The organism is Methylacidiphilum sp. Yel, assembly GCF_004421185.1.
Classification (GTDB): domain Bacteria; phylum Verrucomicrobiota; class Verrucomicrobiia; order Methylacidiphilales; family Methylacidiphilaceae; genus Methylacidiphilum.
Genome location: NZ_LXQB01000046.1, coordinates 1 through 16,945, shown reverse-complemented (window position 1 = coordinate 16,945; position 16,945 = coordinate 1). Strand labels below are relative to the sequence as shown.

Here is a 16,945-nt window from a genome sequence, read left to right as displayed (position 1 = left end):
TTTTAACGGGGGAGCTCGAGCAAAGACGACGGAGAGCTCTAAGCCAGAACTGGCGGCGGTTTGGGGGCTGCGACTATTAGCCAGGGCTTTGTGGGAGGAGTTGGGGTTTCCTTTAGCTTTTGGGGGGAGCTACTCTAGAGGCGACAAGCTCTTTCCCTAGGCAAGGAGAGCTTTTGTTCTTATAGCCCATCGGTTGATTTGCCCGGGAAGCGAACATGCCCTCTTCCCAGTGGTTAGAGACTGACTATGTCCTGGATCGGCGAGGGAGGAGCGGACTAAAGCCGGTGTGGAAGCAAAACGGTCGGGTACAGGTGGGCCACCGCTTCCTTTGGCCCTGGTATCGGACGCTGGATGAGCTGATTCAAAGGAAGGGGAAGATCGAAGAGAGCCTTTTTGCTTGGGCCTAAAGATCTTTTTTTTCCTTGAAACCCAAGATGGTCTTCTACGATTTGAGCTCTTCCTACTTCGAAGGAGATGGTCCGGAGGAGTCTGCAGGATTTGGAAACGGTCCAGATGGTAGTGGAGGATTTAGAGAGAAGCGCTTTGGGCTAGCACCGGATAGTCTTTGCTCGGGGACCGGGGGGATGGTCAGTAGGGCCAACCTGGGCTTTCTTTGGAGCCAGGGACATGGGTTTTTGGTGGGACTTTAGGCGGCGGAGGAGCCCGGAGGTCCTAGAGTACCTCGGCCCAAGCACCAAACATGGGCTATAGGAGAGTCAATCATCTCTTCATATGAATTTTCTTATTTGAAAGAGCGAGCTCCTCAGAGAGAGCAAGAAGAGGAAGTTGACAACTAAGAACAAAATAAATTAGATTTTAATATACAACTCTATTTATAGCATCTTGAGAGCCAATCTAGTCCTCAAAAACCTGAAAACAATTGGAAGGAGCAAATGAGTGGTTCCTTAAAAAGGGAACAGAAAACTTGGCAACTATTCAAGATAGTCATTTCTCTTCTTTCGATTTTTGGAAAATCCTTTAACAGGTATTTTTCTCCTTTTACAACCATTTTGGTTTCACCGGATTGGAGCAGTAAAAGAAATAATAGTATTCCTAGGCTTGCTGAAAAAGCGATGCGTGTCCCCATTCTGATTTCTATGGTGTATGGTTATTGTGAAAGGTTGGATACATAGAACAAAGCTAAAAGTCTTTAGTTATAAGCACAATAGTTAAATAGGTCATATGAAGGGAGAAGAAGAGCTTCATCGGATAGAACTTATTCAGGATGACATAACTAGGTTAGAGGTTGATGCCATTGTTAATGCTGCTAATTCAAGGCTTATTAAAGGTGGAGGTGTCGATGGGGCTATTCATAGGGCTGCAGGACCAAAATTAGCTGAAGCCTGTGCCAAACTAAATGGTTGTCCAACCGGAGAGGCTAAAGTTACTCCTGGTTTTAATCTCAAAGCTAAATGGATCATTCATGCTGTCGGTCCTGTTTGGAGAGGCGGAGTAGCCAATGAAAAAGCGCTTCTAGCTTCTTGTTATCATCAAGCCTTACTCCGTGCCAAAGAAGTAGAGGCCAAAACCGTAGCTTTTCCTGCAATTAGCACTGGGGCTTATGGGTTTCCCTCTGATCTAGCAGCTAAAATAGCCTGGAAAACTATCCTTTCCTTTCTTAGTACTAATGTGATCCCAAATAAAGTTATATTTTGTCTCTTTGATTCCAAATCCTATGACATTTACGCTTCTATCCAGAAAGAACTGCTCAAAGGAAATACGGATTTTTTAAAGGATGAAGAAAACCAAGAAAAACAAAAAGGGATACGACAACAATCTTCCTAAATTTGATTATATTAATTTAGACTATGAAAAATCGAATTAGAGATTTTTATCCTCATGGCACATTGGAGAGAGGAGCGCTCAAAGAAAAACAAGAAAAAATAGATATAGAGTTTCTAGATGAATTGGAATTACCTTCTAAAAATGAAACGGAGGAGAATTTAGAAGAAGATCCCTCTCCATTAATTATCGATTTAGGTTTAGGCAAACCTATCGTGATCCCTTCTAAGAAAAAGAAAATAAATGGCGTGATTTTATTCCTTTTTTTGCTTTTTCCATTACTTTTTCTTTCGTTGCCTTTACTAGGAGTTTATTTATTTTCTTCTTTTTCTGGTGGCCATCTCTGCTGGCATCAAAAGACAGGCTTTTTAAGCGGCTTACTACTTAGTCTTCTTATTTTCGGAGTTTTTCTAGCATCATTAATAAAGAAAAAATATTAAAGAATAAATATAAATAATAAATATATTATTTTTATTTTTTTCTCCCTCAGCATCATTTTATATTTTTTTTATGATAATATTAATTGGACCTCCTCAGCGGCCATCACCGTTCAGCACCCGACTGCAGGGGTGCCGCTCAGGCAAGAACAAGAAGTTGCTTGCCGCTAAAAAAACCGTGGCCAAATCTTCCTCGAAGGTCGTCTCCTCACCCTAGTTGAGAATCACAACCTCCACACCCTTGACCTCGCAAATAACGAACTCCAGTTCCGCGCCAAAGCCCGTCAGCTGGTCTTTGTGGGTGATGTCCAGGCGTCTCCGACCTACCCGTCGATGATCGCATCCAGCAGCCGCTTTAAGCCTTTCTTGTGATAACTCATCCCAGAGCCCAGCTCGGCGATGACTTCGAACGTCCAATCTTGCCGGGCACAGAACTGCTCAAGCACCTCTTTCTGCTGTTCCAGCTTATCTTTCTAGTCATGGCTGGAAACAGGGGCAGAGACAATCGTAGGGCGATTTGCGGTATTGGCAGCATCAAACCACTCGGGGCGCAGCTTCGCCAAGTCATACCTCCGATGATCGCCAGCCGTATGTTCAGCAACCAGCCTGCCTTTAAGGATAGCCCTATACGCCTAAGATTTAAAATAGCTACTTTTAGCTTTTAATTCTATTGGGAAGCAAGGAAGAAAAAGCAGGTTAATTCTTTCTCATTTTTTTCTTTAGTGATTTTACTAAAAAAATACGCCTATAGCTAATAAACCGAAACAGCACAGAACAAAAAAATAAAAACCCAGTCATCCAATCCACCAGTGGATCTCAAGTTTAATGTTTAAACCTATTTGATTGAGCTAATCAGTTGGGGATCGCCTGGTTCATAACCAGCGTCTTTTATAGCTGATAGGAGCTTCTCAACCTTAGTTTTGTTTATGTCATAAACAACTATGGCCTCATTTGCCGCGGCACTCACTTTAACCCATTGTACTCCAGAGACGTTTTTAAGATGATCTTTAATTACTATTTCACACGTTACACAACTCATACCTTTTATAGGAATTCTCATTTCAACCTCTCCAGGTTTTAACACGACATTTTGGAGCCTTGCTGAAGCAAGGCTTTGACCACCAAAAGACTGAAACAAACTCATCCCTAAAAAGAGCAAAAATATAGCCGTGGCTCCCAAAAGAAAAAGCAAGGTCCTTTTTTGTGTATGACTAGCTGAAGTTGTCTGTGAATCCTTATAAGATTCACATTCACAATAGGCTTTTTCATTTATAAAACGCCACCATGCATAGACGAGGACAATTCCTCCGGCAGCTAGAAAAAACCAATGAAATCGTCCAAAAAAGACCGATCCAGCTGAGATGCCTAAAACGGCTAATAACAATGGCCCAACACAACAACTTGCGGCAAGGATTGCAGAAAGGATGCCAAACTTACTTGCTTTCATATTTAATCCTTCAAAGATTCAAGCAGGAGAGATTTTTTTATTAAATGGAGCTGCCAGCATAAAAGTAATTCTTCTGGATATAACCAAAAATCCAGAAACAAATTGAGAGCGCTTCTCCATAGGATCTTTTCGTTCATAAAATTCAACCATCTCCTCCCCGTGTGCACTTAGCTAGGCTCCCAAGGGTTAGAAGATTCAGCTTTCTTGCTTTGTTCACAGTTGGAATATAAACCCTTTACTTAGGTATAGAGTCAACTTTCTCAATCCTAAAAAAAAATGATTTTAGGAGGTGGCTTCATTTAAACAAGAAAGCCATGGAGGCAGAAGCTTAAAACTCATCAACTATCTTTGGCTTCCATTCTTTGTTGTCAAAAGTGCTATACATTCAATCTCTGGAGTTTTTGGGAAAAGGTCTACCGGTTTTATTGTCCTAAGCAAGTAGTTCTTTTCTAGTCTTTGTATATCCCTTTTTAAGGTTAAAGGATTACAGGACACATAAATAAGTTTTGGAAGAGGATGGGAATTAACCAAGGAGATGACTTCTTTGGAGATTCCTTCTTTTGGTGGATCAAAGAGGTAAGCTGCTTTGGCTGTTTCGATTTGGGAGAGACAATCAGCCAGTTTGTCCTCAACTTTGCCTTCAATAAAAAAAACGTTTTTCAGCCCTAAGGCTTTTGCATACTTAACACTCAAATGGTTTTCTTCTATCGCATAAATTTTTTCCATTCTCAGCTTTAAATATTCCGTAAAAAACCCTGCTCCACTATATCCTTCAATAATTTGGGATATTTCCCTACCAATAGTTTCATCGACTAGCTCGCGCATTTTTTCTAGAAGATAGCGATTTACCTGATAAAACCCATAGGATGGGATGTCAGGCTCTCTTAGGGAAACATGCATTGTTTTTGGCCCGACACACTTTCTTTTTTGATTAAGCCATTTTTTCAAAAGTACGTTAATTTTTTCCGATGCAATAAGACAAGATTTTATGGGTACAATTCGATTGGAGGCTTTTTCATAAAATCCAACCTTCCCATTTCTTACATGAAGACTTATCCGATTCCGATACCCATAAGGGAAAGTACCATGGACGATGTTTTGTATTAAAAAAGAATGATTTTTTTTAAAACAAGAAAAGATCTCTTCGAGCTGCGCTTGCTTAATTTCTAATTCCGTCTCATAATCTAAATGTTGATAGGCACATCCTCCACAAGAGCCATAGGAAGGACAAGGGGGGAGTACTCTTCCTTTGCCCTTTTCTAAAATCTCTTTTATGGTTCCTTTGACATAGTTTTTTTTGATTTCACGTATGACGACACGAAGCTTTTCTTTAGGAGCAGAAAATGGAACAAAGATGACTAACCCCTCTTCCAGTTTCCCTATACCTTCTCCTCCATAAACAATCTTCTCTATAGTGACAACACTTTGCTGACCAATTTTCATCATGACGCAGGCAATCTTTTTGAAAGGGCAGAAAGGAAATAGAAGTTAAAAATAAACGGTTACTGTCCCCATAACCCAAAATGGGAGCCCAATGAGTATTTTATCATAGTTATAGACTCTATCTCCTTGGAAGCCAGTTCCTGTTGGGAACCAATAATGATTATCAGTAATATTATAGCATTGGAGCTGAATTTTCCATCTGTTCGTTCCATAAAAGAGGCTTGCATTTAAAGTATAATCAATGGGGATGCGAGTGGCATAATCATAGGAAAGAAACATTCCACTTTGGATCCACAACCAGAAAGAAGCTCCAAAGCCATGATCTGATTTGTATGTTATCATGGTGGTTCCATGTTCATGAGGAAATCCGATGAAAGGATAAATGCCTGTTGGTAAGGTAACATAGGGATCGACCGGCAAGTTATAAAGAGCGGCAACTGCTGCTGAGTAGTTCTGGATAACCGTTGGTCCAGTCTGGGCAGCACTCTGTGTCCAAAATTCCTCGCCAACCAGGTAGTCAAAGCCAAAGTTAAAAGACCAATTTGCATTCGGTTGATAGGTTCCAGCAAGTTCAGCACCTATAACATCAGCCGGAGTGATGGGAGTAAATCCTCCAGGAAGAACAGTAACAGGGAAAAAAGTCGAATAATAAAAGCCTTCGGTAGAAAGAAAAAGTTTATCATGATATAAATTAAATTTAACTCCTGATTCATACATTGTTGTTGTTAAGTGGTAATATTTGCTTGTAAATTCAGGACAAAAAGCGCCTAAAACGTCCATTGCAGCTACTTGAGCATAAGCATAAGTAAAATAGGCATTCATCCAGGGGTAGGGTTTATAACTGAGACTGGCATTTACCTGTGGCTCCAAAATCGAGTAATAGCTTTGCAGCATCAAAGGAGGAGGGGTCCCAGGCGGATCACTGTTAGCAACTATATACCACTGCAATCTGCTGCCGAAAATGAAAGACCATTTTTCTCCCAAAGAAATTACATCCTGTAGAAAAGGAGAAAATTGAAAAAACTCTGAGCTGGCAGTCGCAAAATTGTCGGTATTATAAGTAATGTAAGGGATCCCTGGAACAGGAATATCAGTTAAATAAATATTTTGTGCCCTTAGGGCTTCTGACATTGTTACTGGAGGAAGAAGATTAGAACGACTTAAAGGCTTTGCCATATTCCAGAAATTATCAGCTATTCGGCTTGTTTCGGTATAGTCAGTATTCTTTTCGAACCAAAAAAACATACCCCCATCGAGCATATGCTTCGTGGATAAACCAGCAAGATCGGTATGAAGCTCAGCTTGAGCTTCAAGCCGGTGTTCAATTAACCAATCTCCAGGTGTATACGTCCAATTAGAGTTGGCAAGGGGGTTTTGCAATACGGATAGATATTCAAACATTGTGTTATTAACTATCCGGAGATCGTCAGAAACTACAAGAGTCTGAATCAGTTGGGCCACTCCATAATTCAGAAAATTCCCTGATCCTGCCAAATCAGCAAGGTTATTCCTCAGACTGATAGGTAACTGAGGTCCCCATTGAATAACATAGCCTTGGCCGGGAACCGAAGTGCCAATTCCTGGATGGAAATTCCCATTGGGGCCTAACCACCCAATCATATTGCCACTCTGATACAACCCTGAATCGATCAGCGCTTGGTCAGGACGATTAATCCCTAAAGGAAAATTAAACCCAAGCGTATCCCATTCCACATTAGAGTCTATCCAGTAATTTTCAGTCGGCTTGGCTGATACAGCTAAGTAAAAATCCTGACTATGCATATAGGCCCCTTCATAATAACTGCCAGAATATTGTCCAGCGTAGTCAAACCGGTAGGCTGCCTTACCATTGGCAAAAGGGCCACCAATGTCTATATTCCACCTATTCTGGTCATACATTCCAATGGAATACTGAGCAGCGCCTCTAAACTTATCATAATAAGGCTGTTTGGTAATTTGATTGGCATAACCCGATGCCATTTCTCTAGCACCATAAACTGCTGTCACTGGCCCTTGGACTATATCAATATTTTCATAGGCATAAAAATTAGGGAGCACTCCACTAGTCCCATAACTTTCAAGTCCTACCAACATACCATTTCTGAAGACGGTGGCTGGCAGTCCGCGAATAAAAGGTTCTACTGAATAATCACCGGCAGGAGCCATTGTGGTTAGAGAAGGAACTAAGGGGGCAAGATCATCATACCCCATCAGATTTCCAGGAGCTACGGTATCTATCGCCTCACGAGAAAGCTGGGTAATCTGCCTAGGGGTTTCAAATAGACTCATTTCGGGCCCATAGGCTGAAGTTAAAGAGGAAGCTGGACCTTTTTGAGCCTCGGCACTGACTTCAACAGTGGGGAGGATTATTGATTCATTTTGATTTGGCTGCGGTTTTAGGTCGTCTGAACCAAAGACGCCTTGCGATGGTTGAGCGGAAGCAAGGCAAGAGAAATTAAAGAAGAACAAGATAAAGAATAGAAAAAGAAACATTAGAGTAGATGATAATTTATTATCAATAAATAAGTCAAGCTATAATTTCTGTATTTTAAGAGCCATCAGGAGGATTTCATGATTTAGCCTTGTCTAAAAATATTAGGCTTGCCTAATTTTTAAGTCAATCTTTATTTTTAATCATGCTGCTGATCCATATGGCTTTCCCTATTAAGAAAGACTGAGAGAGCCCTATATAACCGGCCATTGCTTCTCCTACTTTTCCTTTTATTTTTCGACAAAACCTTATAAACTTGGATAGTCATCAACGTTGAAAAATAAAGAGCGCATATGAAAATCCATTATTTTGGCCATTCTTGTTTTGGTTTAGAAGTAGGGAGTTCTTATCTGCTCTTCGATCCATTTCTTACCCAGAACCCAATGGCTCATTCGATAAAAGTGGAAGATCTTCATCCACACTACATTTTGGTCTCTCACGGCCACTTCGATCACATTTCAGATGCAGCTCAACTTTCAAAAGCCAATCAAGCTCCTATCCTTTCTAACTTTGAAATTACCCTGTGGCTAGAAAAGCAAGGGGTAACCCAGATTCTTCCCATGAACCTTGGGGGATCACGGAGTTTTAATTTTGGGAAAATCCATTTTGTCCAAGCCGCTCATTCCAGCAGCCTTCCTGATGGTTCCTACGGAGGGACAGCCGGAGGATTTATTGTAGAAAGTCCAGAAGGAATAATTTACTATGCGGGAGATTCTGCCATTATCTCTGAAATGAAACTTTTTGGAGAACTTTTTAAAATAGATATTGCTCTTTTGCCTATTGGAGGAGTTTTTACCATGGGCATAGACGAAGCCATCTATGCCGCAAAGCTGCTCAATTGTAAGCAGGTTATGGGAGTGCATTTTGATACTTTTGATGCGATCAAAATCGACCATGAAGAAGCCAAAGCAAAATTTCAGGACGAAGATATTCCATTTCACCTTCTCAAAGCCGGCCAAGCTCTTGAAATTTAATCATATTCAAAGAACCTAGCTTTGATATTTTGCTTCAGCCTAAGCTTTTGGTCCGATAATATTCAACCAGCCCTTGACAAAGCCTTTTTGGCAAGGAAGGGCCATTGTACACAAAGCCAGTAAATACTTCCAGCAAATCTGCTCCCGCTTCTATTTTTTCAACCGCATCGGCCGTATTAAAAATTCCTCCTACTCCAATGACTGGAAGGCGCCCAAGACTTTCTTTTTTGACAAAACGGATCAACTCTGTGGAAATTTTGCTCAGCGGTCTTCCACTCATCCCCCCCATATGTCCCCAGGGTCCCTTAGCAAGCATGGTGTTGGCTATAACCACTCCCCCAGCCTCTTTTTCAATAAGCACACTCAAGATATCAGCAACAGTTCTTAGTTCGATGTCAGCTGAAATTTTAACAAGAATAGGACTTTTAGGGACAATATTGATAGAGTTTAGCTCTTCTAAAATTAGCTCCAATCCCTTTTTTTCCTGTAGTGATCTTAAACCAACAGTATTTGGAGAGCTGACGTTGACAACAAAAAAATCCGCTAGATCCTTAAAATAAGAAAAACATTTTTTATAGTCCTCAGCCGCTTCGTCTAAAGGAGTCAACCTGTTTTTCCCAATGTTTATCCCAATAGCCATTCTGGGCTTTCCCTTCGTCATAAGAAACTTCCTCAACCTCTTCGAAACCTTTTCTGCCCCCTCACTTGGAAAGCCTAAGGAGTTCCAAAGAGCCTCACTTTGTGACAATCTAGCGAGCCTTGGCTTTGGATTGCCTTTTTGAGGCAACGGAGTCACCGTTCCTATTTCCACAAAGCCAAAACCAAAAGACTCCCAGGCTTGTAAAGCAATTCCATTTTTATCGAATCCAGCAGCCAGCCCTATAGGATTAGAAAAATGAATCCCCCAAAGTTCTTTTTCTAATCCTTTGACTGCCATTAGAGGAGATAAAAGAGCCCTAGACAAGTAACCAAATAAAGGCTGACTTAATAACTGCAAGCTACAAAGATGAACAAATTCAGGATCCAAAGAAAAAAGTAACGGCCTTAAGAGATTATAGATCATCAGTCATTTTCCAATGCAAAATTTCTGAAAAATTTTATCCAAAATATCTTCCGAACTTATAAAGCCGATAACTTCCCCTATGGCTTCTAAACCATATCTTAACTCGCTACTAATAAGCTCAGGAAGCCACTTTTCTCTAATCCCCATTATCCCTCTTTTAACCGCTGTCAATACCTTCTCTATTGCCACCGCTTGTCTGGAATTGATTCCATAGGAAAAATCGCGAGGAAAGAATCCAGTTAAAATCTCTTTTATCTTTTCTTCAAGCTTATCAATTCCTTTGCCCGTCACGACAGAAACAGCCAGTCTTTCTTGATTTAATGGATGAATGCCTAAGTCTGCTTTCGATGCAACTAGAATTACTCTCTGTTCAGGCAAAAGCTCATCCAAAACAAAAGGATCAGACGAAGGAGGATCAGGTGCCGAAACAAGATGTATAATCAGATCCCCTTTTTTTACTGCCTCTTTGGCTCTTCTTATCCCTTCAGCTTCTATCTCGTCGACAGATTGCCTCTGCCCGGCTGTATCAACAATTTTAACAAGGAAGGATGAAATGCGACACTCAGCTTCGATTGTGTCTCTTGTCGTTCCTGGATGTGGAGAAACAATAGCCCGGTTTTCTTTGAGCAATGCATTGAATAAACTTGACTTGCCAACATTGGGGGATCCAGCCAAAACAATTGTAAATCCCTCTTTCAAAACTCTACTTAAAGAAGCAGAAGAGAGCAAGTTTTGAAGTTTTTTTTCAATTTCTGACAGCTTGGCAATAATTTGTTCCCCTACCCTTGGTTGAATATCTTCTTCAGGAAAATCTATATAGGCTTCAAGCTCAGAAACAATATCGATCAACTCTTCGCGTATCGCCAGCAAAACTCTAGATAAGCCGCCTGATTGTAACGCTTGGGCCGATCTTAAAGCCAAGGATCCGCCTGCATGTATAAGGTCAATGACAGATTCAGCTTGCGTTAAATCGATTTTCCCATTTAAAAAAGCCCGTTTAGTAAATTCACCAGGAGCAGCTAGCCTTGCTCCAAGCTTCTGACAGGCCTCAAGAATCTTTTCAACTATAAAGGGATTACCGTGGCAAGAGATCTCCACCATATCTTCACCAGTATAAGACTTCGGAGATTTCCAATACGACAATACTACGTCGTCTATGAGTTCCTCTTCAAAAAAAAGTTTTCTGTAATAAAGCTTTTGAGGTTCCCAATAGGGAGGTTTTTTTAACAATGAATTGATAATCCATAGGCTTTCTGGCCCACTCATCCGCACAATAGCTATGGCAGAAACAGCCGGCGGGGTTGCCGGAGCAACTATTGTATTTTGCACTTTGACAACTTCCTTTTTGTTTTAATGCTTATCAACTATGCTCTTAACATTATTGAATAATTTATCCTTTTTCCATCCCCTTCCCAATCCAAGAGAAAGGCTCAACAAAAGAGTAGATGAACAAAACATTGTATGGCTAAAGCCAAAGGATCTTCTTTTGCTGTTCGTTAGTCTGAGCTTTTCTAGGTGTCTTATTGTGAAAACGCGAAGCATTCTCCCTCCATGGCTATTTCAATCCTCAAATGACCTATTTTTAGGAGTCCATTCTCAGGGATTTCATGTTTTTTTATTTCCGCTTTCAGCTAAATGTTCCACCTTGTCCTTTCTTCTGGTATGTATGCCCTAAGACAAATCTTTTTCACTGGATTCATGCTCTAGAAGGACAGTCTTACCTAGCAGAGATTGATCTATCTGGCCGATTTGATCCAGTAATTTCCCGTAATGAATAGAAAATAGTCAGAGCAACTATCTTTTGAATTGCTTAACCTGTCCAATCAGATTCCATGATCCTCAAGGAAAGCTGTCTTTTTTAACAGTGAACTTTGTCCCTGAGAAACTCTTTGTTTTCTATTTCTAAGATAGAAAAAAAAGAAATGTATTTCTTTTTTAAGAAAATAGAAACACAAGACCGTCAAAGGAATTAGTAGTTATAGAGAAGATGGAAAAAGAAAGAAAGAGAAGGAACGTTGCCTTGTGGTTTGCTATTCGTAGGACCTTTGCAATGCTTCTCATTATTTTTTCCCCTATGGCGACTGCCCATGCATCAATTGTTAGAGATGTTCATCAGTTTTTGATTGCTCATTACGAATGTTTAGATGTCAGCATCTCTCAAGAGAGTCATGATGGGGAAGAGATCGAATTACTCATCAAAGATAATCATAATTCTTTTTATTTGTTCAGCTCTCAGGACAGTAAATTTTCCTTACGCCCCCTACTAAAAGATTATGCTTTTTTAGCTGCTCATAAAGCTTTGAAGAAATACACCGATCTACATTCGAGGGAGGAGTACGTCAAAAAGGCTTCTAAATTTCTTAGAATCGATGAAAACATCTTTCTCCTTCAAGACAGCGTTGAATAAAAAACACTATCAAATACTCCTCCACCCCTTCCAATCAAAATAGCTAATTTAGCTAGCAGATTCTTTTGTAGAAAAGATTTTCTCATCAAAAAAAGCTTGCTGATGAGTTTCGCCCATTATCTATGGGTATGCCGCAAAAACCAGTAAACAAGACCTAGGAGATGCGCAACGAGACGCAATAGATAGGAAGAGACAATCGAAAAAAAGACCAACCAATCTGATGCTTAAAAAGTTATTCTTGCTCCTCCCCATATTCCAAAAGGAGAACCAGGAGTGATAAAAGGCACTATTGTTCCCCCATTAGGAGCTCCAGTAAACACATTCTGGGAGATCATCCCTGCCCCAGCGTAAAATTCATTGAACACATTGGTAGCAAAAACAAAGAGCTGGACATACCGATTGATGGTAACATAGCTTTGAAGATTTAGAACAGAAAAGCCCCTCATCATTGGATACACATTCGCCCAATCACCGTAAAGAAAGCGGCTTGAATAGTATTGAAAATCAGCCGAAATAAGCCATCTTGGTAATATCTGATAACTGATACCAGCTTTAAACATCTGTTCGGGCAGGTTGGGAAGCCTGTTTCCTGGAGAGACAGGCACGGAAGTGCTTATTGCATTTTCCAAAAAAAGTGAGGACTGAAAAGTTGCTTCCAGAAAGGACCAATTAGCAAACCAACCCAGTTTTTTGTAATTTCCCTCTAAGGTGATTTCTATCCCTTGGTTTCTTTCTGCAGCTACATTTTGGAAAAATCCAGCGCTGGAATGTCCTGTATTCTGAAAAACGATGTTGTTGGCAATATCTGTTCGATAAAAGGAAAGAGCCCACGATATCTTACTTGCTTTAATCGATCCTCGAAGGCCACTTTCGAAAGTCTGAGCAAGAACGGGAGCAAGCATAGGGTCGCCCAGCTGCGCTATGGGAAGAATGACAGGTATGACTGGATTAGCTCCTGTAATCTCTCCAGGCATGGGGGCCCTAAAACTTTCACTATAGTTGAAAAAAAAGGTTAAATCTTTTATTTGTGGATCAAGGGTCCCAAAAGCCAAAAGCGGCTGAAATGTAAATCCGGCTGCAGGGGTTAGTTGCTGGAACCTCTCTGCGGCACTCAATGAAACGGTCTGCCCATTGGTATCTAGGCCAAAACCACCAATAGTGATTTGCGCATAGTTGTCCCTTAAAGCTCCTGTAAGGTGAAACCAGGGTGTGGGAGAAAAAGTGTCGGTCAGATACAATCCTAAGAAGTCCGAATATCCAGGCACCACAAACTGTTGTTGAAAAGGAAAACCAGGAATCAATATATTATTGTAATTGGCTCCCATGGCTGCGGGATAAAAGCCAGAATTAAATATACTCTGAGACCAATCAAAACTTGCTCCTGCAATCATATAATTTTCCATGGAACCCAATTTTTTATCCCATTGTCCTTGAATCCGGGCTCCTGCTCCTGTTTGATTAATATTCCCAAAATCCCATTCTCCAGCTGGAATTGGCATTCCATTTTGATCCAAGGCTTGAGCATCTAATGGATAGTTAAACCCTAGAAACTGATTCACATTATTTGCGATATTTCCATTGTTAAAAGAAAAGTCAGATTCCCTAAAATACGCATTCCCTCCGATAGTCCATTCTTCTGTTAGGGCTTGAGTAGCGAATAGATTGACAAAGTTCAGATTGTCCTGCTGAGGATTAGGCCCTGTATAGATCATGGAATTTCCTGCTGTCTGTAACATATCCACAGGCGTAGGGCCCAAAATATTTAATAGATTATCAGCCCCTGTATATTCTAAATGGATGTCGGTTCCTGTCCCCTCGTCATGATAGCCTACTTTCCCAAAAAGCTGTTTGACATAGCTTGAACTTTGCTGTCTCCAACCTTCTTGACTAAACCAGTTGCCAGACAAAAACCAGTCCCATTTTCCCTTATACCCCCCGTGTTGAAATTCGAGATCATTGGTTCCCCATGCTCCAGCATAATCCTGGATCATGGAGCCTGGATTGCGCCTTCCATCCTTTGTTTGAATTACCAACGCACCTCCAAGAGTATTCTGTCCATAAATAGGATTTGAACCCGGAACTACTTCCATAGTGGAAACAGCCAGCTGAGGCACATAATCCCAAAGAACATTGTTTGTAAAGGGTTCATTAATCCTTACCCCATCATAAAAAACAGAAATCCCCACAGGAGTACCAGGAATAGGCGAAGCCGCAAATCCACGATAATTGATATTAGGCAAAAAAGGATTACCATTGAGATTGACTTCATTCACGCTAGCCAGGTTCCTTTCCATAAATTGCGGTAGGCTAAACTCTTCCTGCCTTAGCCAAGTTTCTCCTTTGGCTAGTTGATAATTCCCAGGTAAATTTTCCAGCGGCTGCCCCATCCCCGGCAAAGGTGTTACGGCTATTACTTGGACTTCAGGAAGTTGGCTGACGGTTTCTTCTAGAGTCCTTTGCGTATAAATAATTTCTGAGTTTTCTGGCTTATAACCTTCTCTATTCCTATCAGAATCAGCAGACTTTTGAGCTGTCTTGGTTTTGGATTGTGTTTCCTTCCCTGGATTATCTGGATCAAACCCAACGGCTACAGTCGATTCTTTTTGGCTTATTGGCTGATCTTCAGAACCAAATCCATTGTTTGCAAAGAATAACAAAAAAAGAGCCATGCCCAGAAACGCACTCATTGAGACCCTTTTCATAGCGATGCGATCTCTTAGCAAGAGGTATGCCAAAAGCTTTGGAAGTATCAAAGAGCCTGATTTTTTAAAGGAGGGAAAAAAAATGAAAAAAAAATTATAATTTTAAAAAATAAGAAAAACCTTGGGTGAAATTCCACCCAAAAAATACAAGAAAAGAAAGTTTATGCTTAAAAAAAGGCATAATGAATTCCAGCCTCACAACTTCTTATTCCCCATAAGAGGATTCCATTCTAAAGGGAAAAGAGCACAAGGAATAATAAAAAAAGAAAAGAGCGGGCTCCTTTCAATGAGCCCACTCCTCACTTGTCATTTTATTTGACAGAATGCATTTGGGCGACAAGATCTATGTATTCTTTGGCTTTGTCAGCAAGCTTGTGTGTATAAGTCATTTCGGAACTTTCTCCTAGTCCTTGACTATGAAGCTCCTTCATTGTTTTGCTTTCTAAAACGCTATTAATAAGGCTTCTGGCTTCCCTTATGTGATGTCTACCATGATCAATCGATAGTTCATCGATTCCAGGAGACATTCCCATTTCACCTAGCATGATAAGATTAGAACCTTCGGCTGCCATTTCAACAGCGTGATTAATCATTTCATGCATATGATGAAATTTCATTGTCGTTCCTTGTTCATGATGATGACGATGCTGAGTCTGGCCATAAAGGGGAACTATGCCAGAGCCAAATCCTAAAAATGCAAGGCTGGACAATAAAAGCGCAATTTTTTTCATAATTTTTCTCTCTCCTTTTTGTTTAATCCTCAAGTCAATCTCTAACATTTTCATAGAGAAAGACTTTATTATATTTTATTTCATGTGCTTAAAAATAAAAAGTTGAAAAACAGCTGTCTAAAGAAAACTTTCAAGAAAAAAGAAACAATAAGAGGGTGATGGGCTTAACAACTAATGGCATACAAAATGCTTTGTAAAAAGGGCTGTGGAGGCTTAAGAAAACCATTGATACCTCCTCATTAAGGCCATAACGATCTATTCAATGCCGTTTTATATTATAGCCTCCACAGCTTTCTAAGGAAAAAAAAAGAGCCTCCTTAACTACGATGTAAATAGGTGAAAGGGTTTTGATTTATCTTGCTTGCTTTTCTTTCTTTTGAAGTGGACAGCGCATATTCTCGGCAAAGTTCGGCACCAAAAAAGAAAATTTGAGAACAGTAAAATATCCAAAGTAGAAGCATTATGGCTGATCCTCCAGCGCCATAAATCGTTGCCACAGCACTCTTTTTTAATGAGATCCATAATAGGGATTTCCCAATAAAAATTAAAGTGGCGGCAAAGACCGCTCCAAACCAAACATCTTTGAAACAAACTTTAGTATCAGGTAAGATTTTGTATAGTAAAGCAAATACAAATCCTTCTGCAATAAAACTGGCCAGTTGAATGCCTTCGGGGATATATTTTTTTAATTCTGGAGAAAATTCCCTTAAAAAAGAAGCGGTTTCTAAAAAAGTTGTGGACAATAAAAGAAAAAGGAGCAGTAACAATCCAGAAAAAAAAACGATAACAAAAGAAAAAAATTGTCTTTGGACAAAATGCCATATCCCGGCTTCCTTACCGTGGTCTATTTCCCATATTTCATTAAGAGATTTTTGCAATTCCATAAATGCTCCAGAAGCACCAAAGAGCAACGAAAAAATCACGGTAAAGAGCTCTTGAGGGTCTTTCCAAAACTCAAAAGAAATATGAAATGGATAATTCTTAAAAAGATTGATAGATTCATCCCCTAAAATTTGTAAAAGAATGAATAGAATTTCTTGATTAACTTTTATTGGATCAAGGAAAAGGCTGGCGAGAGAAACGAGTACTAATATAAGAGGAATGATAGAAAATAGGATATAACAGGAAAGGGCTGCTCCCATTTTCGAAGCATTATGTTTAATCCATCCCCAAGCAGCCCCTTTAAAAAGGTTAAAAAGAAATTTCATATAGCAGAGATGTTGATGATTATGTTATTTTGGAGCTTAGTATTTTTCGACCTCCTTTAATCTTATACCTTTTTTAAGTAAAATAGAAAAGAGAGGTTCTGTAGAGCGGTCAACTACCCCGCCCTGAAGGGCGGAGCTTGTGAGTCAGGCTGGGTTGACCAGGGAAAGCGGTAGTCAGTCCGCTCCGTTTGCAACAGGTCGTTAAGACCCACTCCGGGATGCTTCCTCAGTCCCGGACACTGGAAGGTGGGAATCATGCT

The 16,945-nt window shown here is 40.3% G+C and carries 14 protein-coding genes and 1 pseudogene; 6 read left to right on the top strand and 9 right to left on the bottom strand.

What is annotated here, in order from left to right:
- Positions 1–422: 422 nt before the first annotated feature.
- The 4 genes from A7Q09_RS07200 (at position 423) to A7Q09_RS07185 (ending at position 2,222) form a co-directional block, all read left to right on the top strand.
- Positions 423–650 carry a hypothetical protein gene (locus tag A7Q09_RS07200; RefSeq protein WP_134390696.1) on the top strand — a complete coding sequence of 76 codons (228 nt, stop codon included), beginning with the start codon at positions 423–425 and terminating at the stop codon, positions 648–650.
- A gap of 243 nt (positions 651–893) precedes the next feature.
- The gene (locus A7Q09_RS07195) at positions 894–1,133 is read left to right on the top strand and encodes a hypothetical protein (RefSeq protein ID WP_134390695.1); all 240 of its coding nucleotides are present in this window, start codon (positions 894–896) and stop codon (positions 1,131–1,133) included.
- A gap of 49 nt (positions 1,134–1,182) precedes the next feature.
- On the top strand, positions 1,183–1,785 hold the full coding sequence (locus A7Q09_RS07190) for an O-acetyl-ADP-ribose deacetylase (protein ID WP_134390693.1): 603 nt from the start codon (positions 1,183–1,185) through the stop codon (positions 1,783–1,785).
- A 23-nt stretch (positions 1,786–1,808) separates the two neighbouring features.
- Positions 1,809–2,222 (top strand): hypothetical protein, encoded by a 414-nt coding sequence (locus A7Q09_RS07185; RefSeq protein WP_134390691.1) that lies wholly within the window; start codon positions 1,809–1,811, stop codon positions 2,220–2,222.
- 213 nt (positions 2,223–2,435) lie between these two features.
- Here A7Q09_RS07185 and A7Q09_RS11000 read toward each other — a convergent pair.
- From A7Q09_RS11000 to A7Q09_RS07165, 4 genes and pseudogenes are all read right to left on the bottom strand, one after another.
- Positions 2,436–2,839: pseudogene (locus tag A7Q09_RS11000) on the bottom strand (recombinase family protein); the annotation flags it as partial.
- Positions 2,840–3,054: 215 nt separating this feature from the next.
- A complete protein-coding gene (locus A7Q09_RS07175; RefSeq protein WP_134390689.1) occupies positions 3,055–3,666 on the bottom strand; it encodes a mercuric transporter MerT family protein in 612 nt (203 codons plus the stop codon).
- 342 nt (positions 3,667–4,008) lie between these two features.
- On the bottom strand, positions 4,009–5,112 hold the full coding sequence (locus A7Q09_RS07170; protein WP_244228594.1) for a class I SAM-dependent RNA methyltransferase: 1,104 nt from the start codon (positions 5,110–5,112) through the stop codon (positions 4,009–4,011).
- A 42-nt stretch (positions 5,113–5,154) separates the two neighbouring features.
- Complete coding sequence (locus A7Q09_RS07165; RefSeq protein ID WP_244228593.1) at positions 5,155–7,398, bottom strand: TonB-dependent siderophore receptor; 2,244 nt, start codon at positions 7,396–7,398, stop codon at positions 5,155–5,157.
- A gap of 495 nt (positions 7,399–7,893) precedes the next feature.
- Here A7Q09_RS07165 and A7Q09_RS07160 point away from each other — a divergent pair, with 495 nt between their 5' ends.
- A complete protein-coding gene (locus A7Q09_RS07160; RefSeq protein ID WP_134390685.1) occupies positions 7,894–8,574 on the top strand; it encodes a metal-dependent hydrolase in 681 nt (226 codons plus the stop codon).
- Between the two features lie 34 nt (positions 8,575–8,608).
- Here A7Q09_RS07160 and A7Q09_RS07155 read toward each other — a convergent pair whose 3' ends face one another.
- Both A7Q09_RS07155 and mnmE read right to left on the bottom strand, forming a co-directional pair.
- On the bottom strand, positions 8,609–9,637 hold the full coding sequence (locus A7Q09_RS07155) for a quinone-dependent dihydroorotate dehydrogenase (RefSeq protein ID WP_134390683.1): 1,029 nt from the start codon (positions 9,635–9,637) through the stop codon (positions 8,609–8,611).
- Positions 9,638–9,640: 3 nt separating this feature from the next.
- Complete coding sequence (mnmE, locus tag A7Q09_RS07150) at positions 9,641–10,966, bottom strand: tRNA uridine-5-carboxymethylaminomethyl(34) synthesis GTPase MnmE (protein WP_134390681.1); 1,326 nt, start codon at positions 10,964–10,966, stop codon at positions 9,641–9,643.
- Positions 10,967–11,624: 658 nt separating this feature from the next.
- On the opposite strand from mnmE, the gene A7Q09_RS07145 reads away from it, so the two are divergent.
- Entirely contained in the window at positions 11,625–12,044 is a 420-nt protein-coding gene (locus A7Q09_RS07145; protein WP_134390679.1) for a hypothetical protein, read from the top strand.
- Positions 12,045–12,268: 224 nt separating this feature from the next.
- On the opposite strand, the gene A7Q09_RS07140 is transcribed toward A7Q09_RS07145, so the two are convergent.
- The 3 genes from A7Q09_RS07140 to A7Q09_RS07130 all read right to left on the bottom strand — a co-directional run bounded on the left by A7Q09_RS07140 (position 12,269) and on the right by A7Q09_RS07130 (position 16,685).
- Complete coding sequence (locus tag A7Q09_RS07140) at positions 12,269–14,731, bottom strand: TonB-dependent receptor (protein ID WP_244228592.1); 2,463 nt, start codon at positions 14,729–14,731, stop codon at positions 12,269–12,271.
- 326 nt (positions 14,732–15,057) lie between these two features.
- Entirely contained in the window at positions 15,058–15,477 is a 420-nt protein-coding gene (locus tag A7Q09_RS07135; RefSeq protein ID WP_039722181.1) for a hypothetical protein, read from the bottom strand.
- A gap of 317 nt (positions 15,478–15,794) precedes the next feature.
- A complete protein-coding gene (locus A7Q09_RS07130; protein WP_134390674.1) occupies positions 15,795–16,685 on the bottom strand; it encodes a YihY/virulence factor BrkB family protein in 891 nt (296 codons plus the stop codon).
- Positions 16,686–16,945 lie beyond the last annotated feature (260 nt).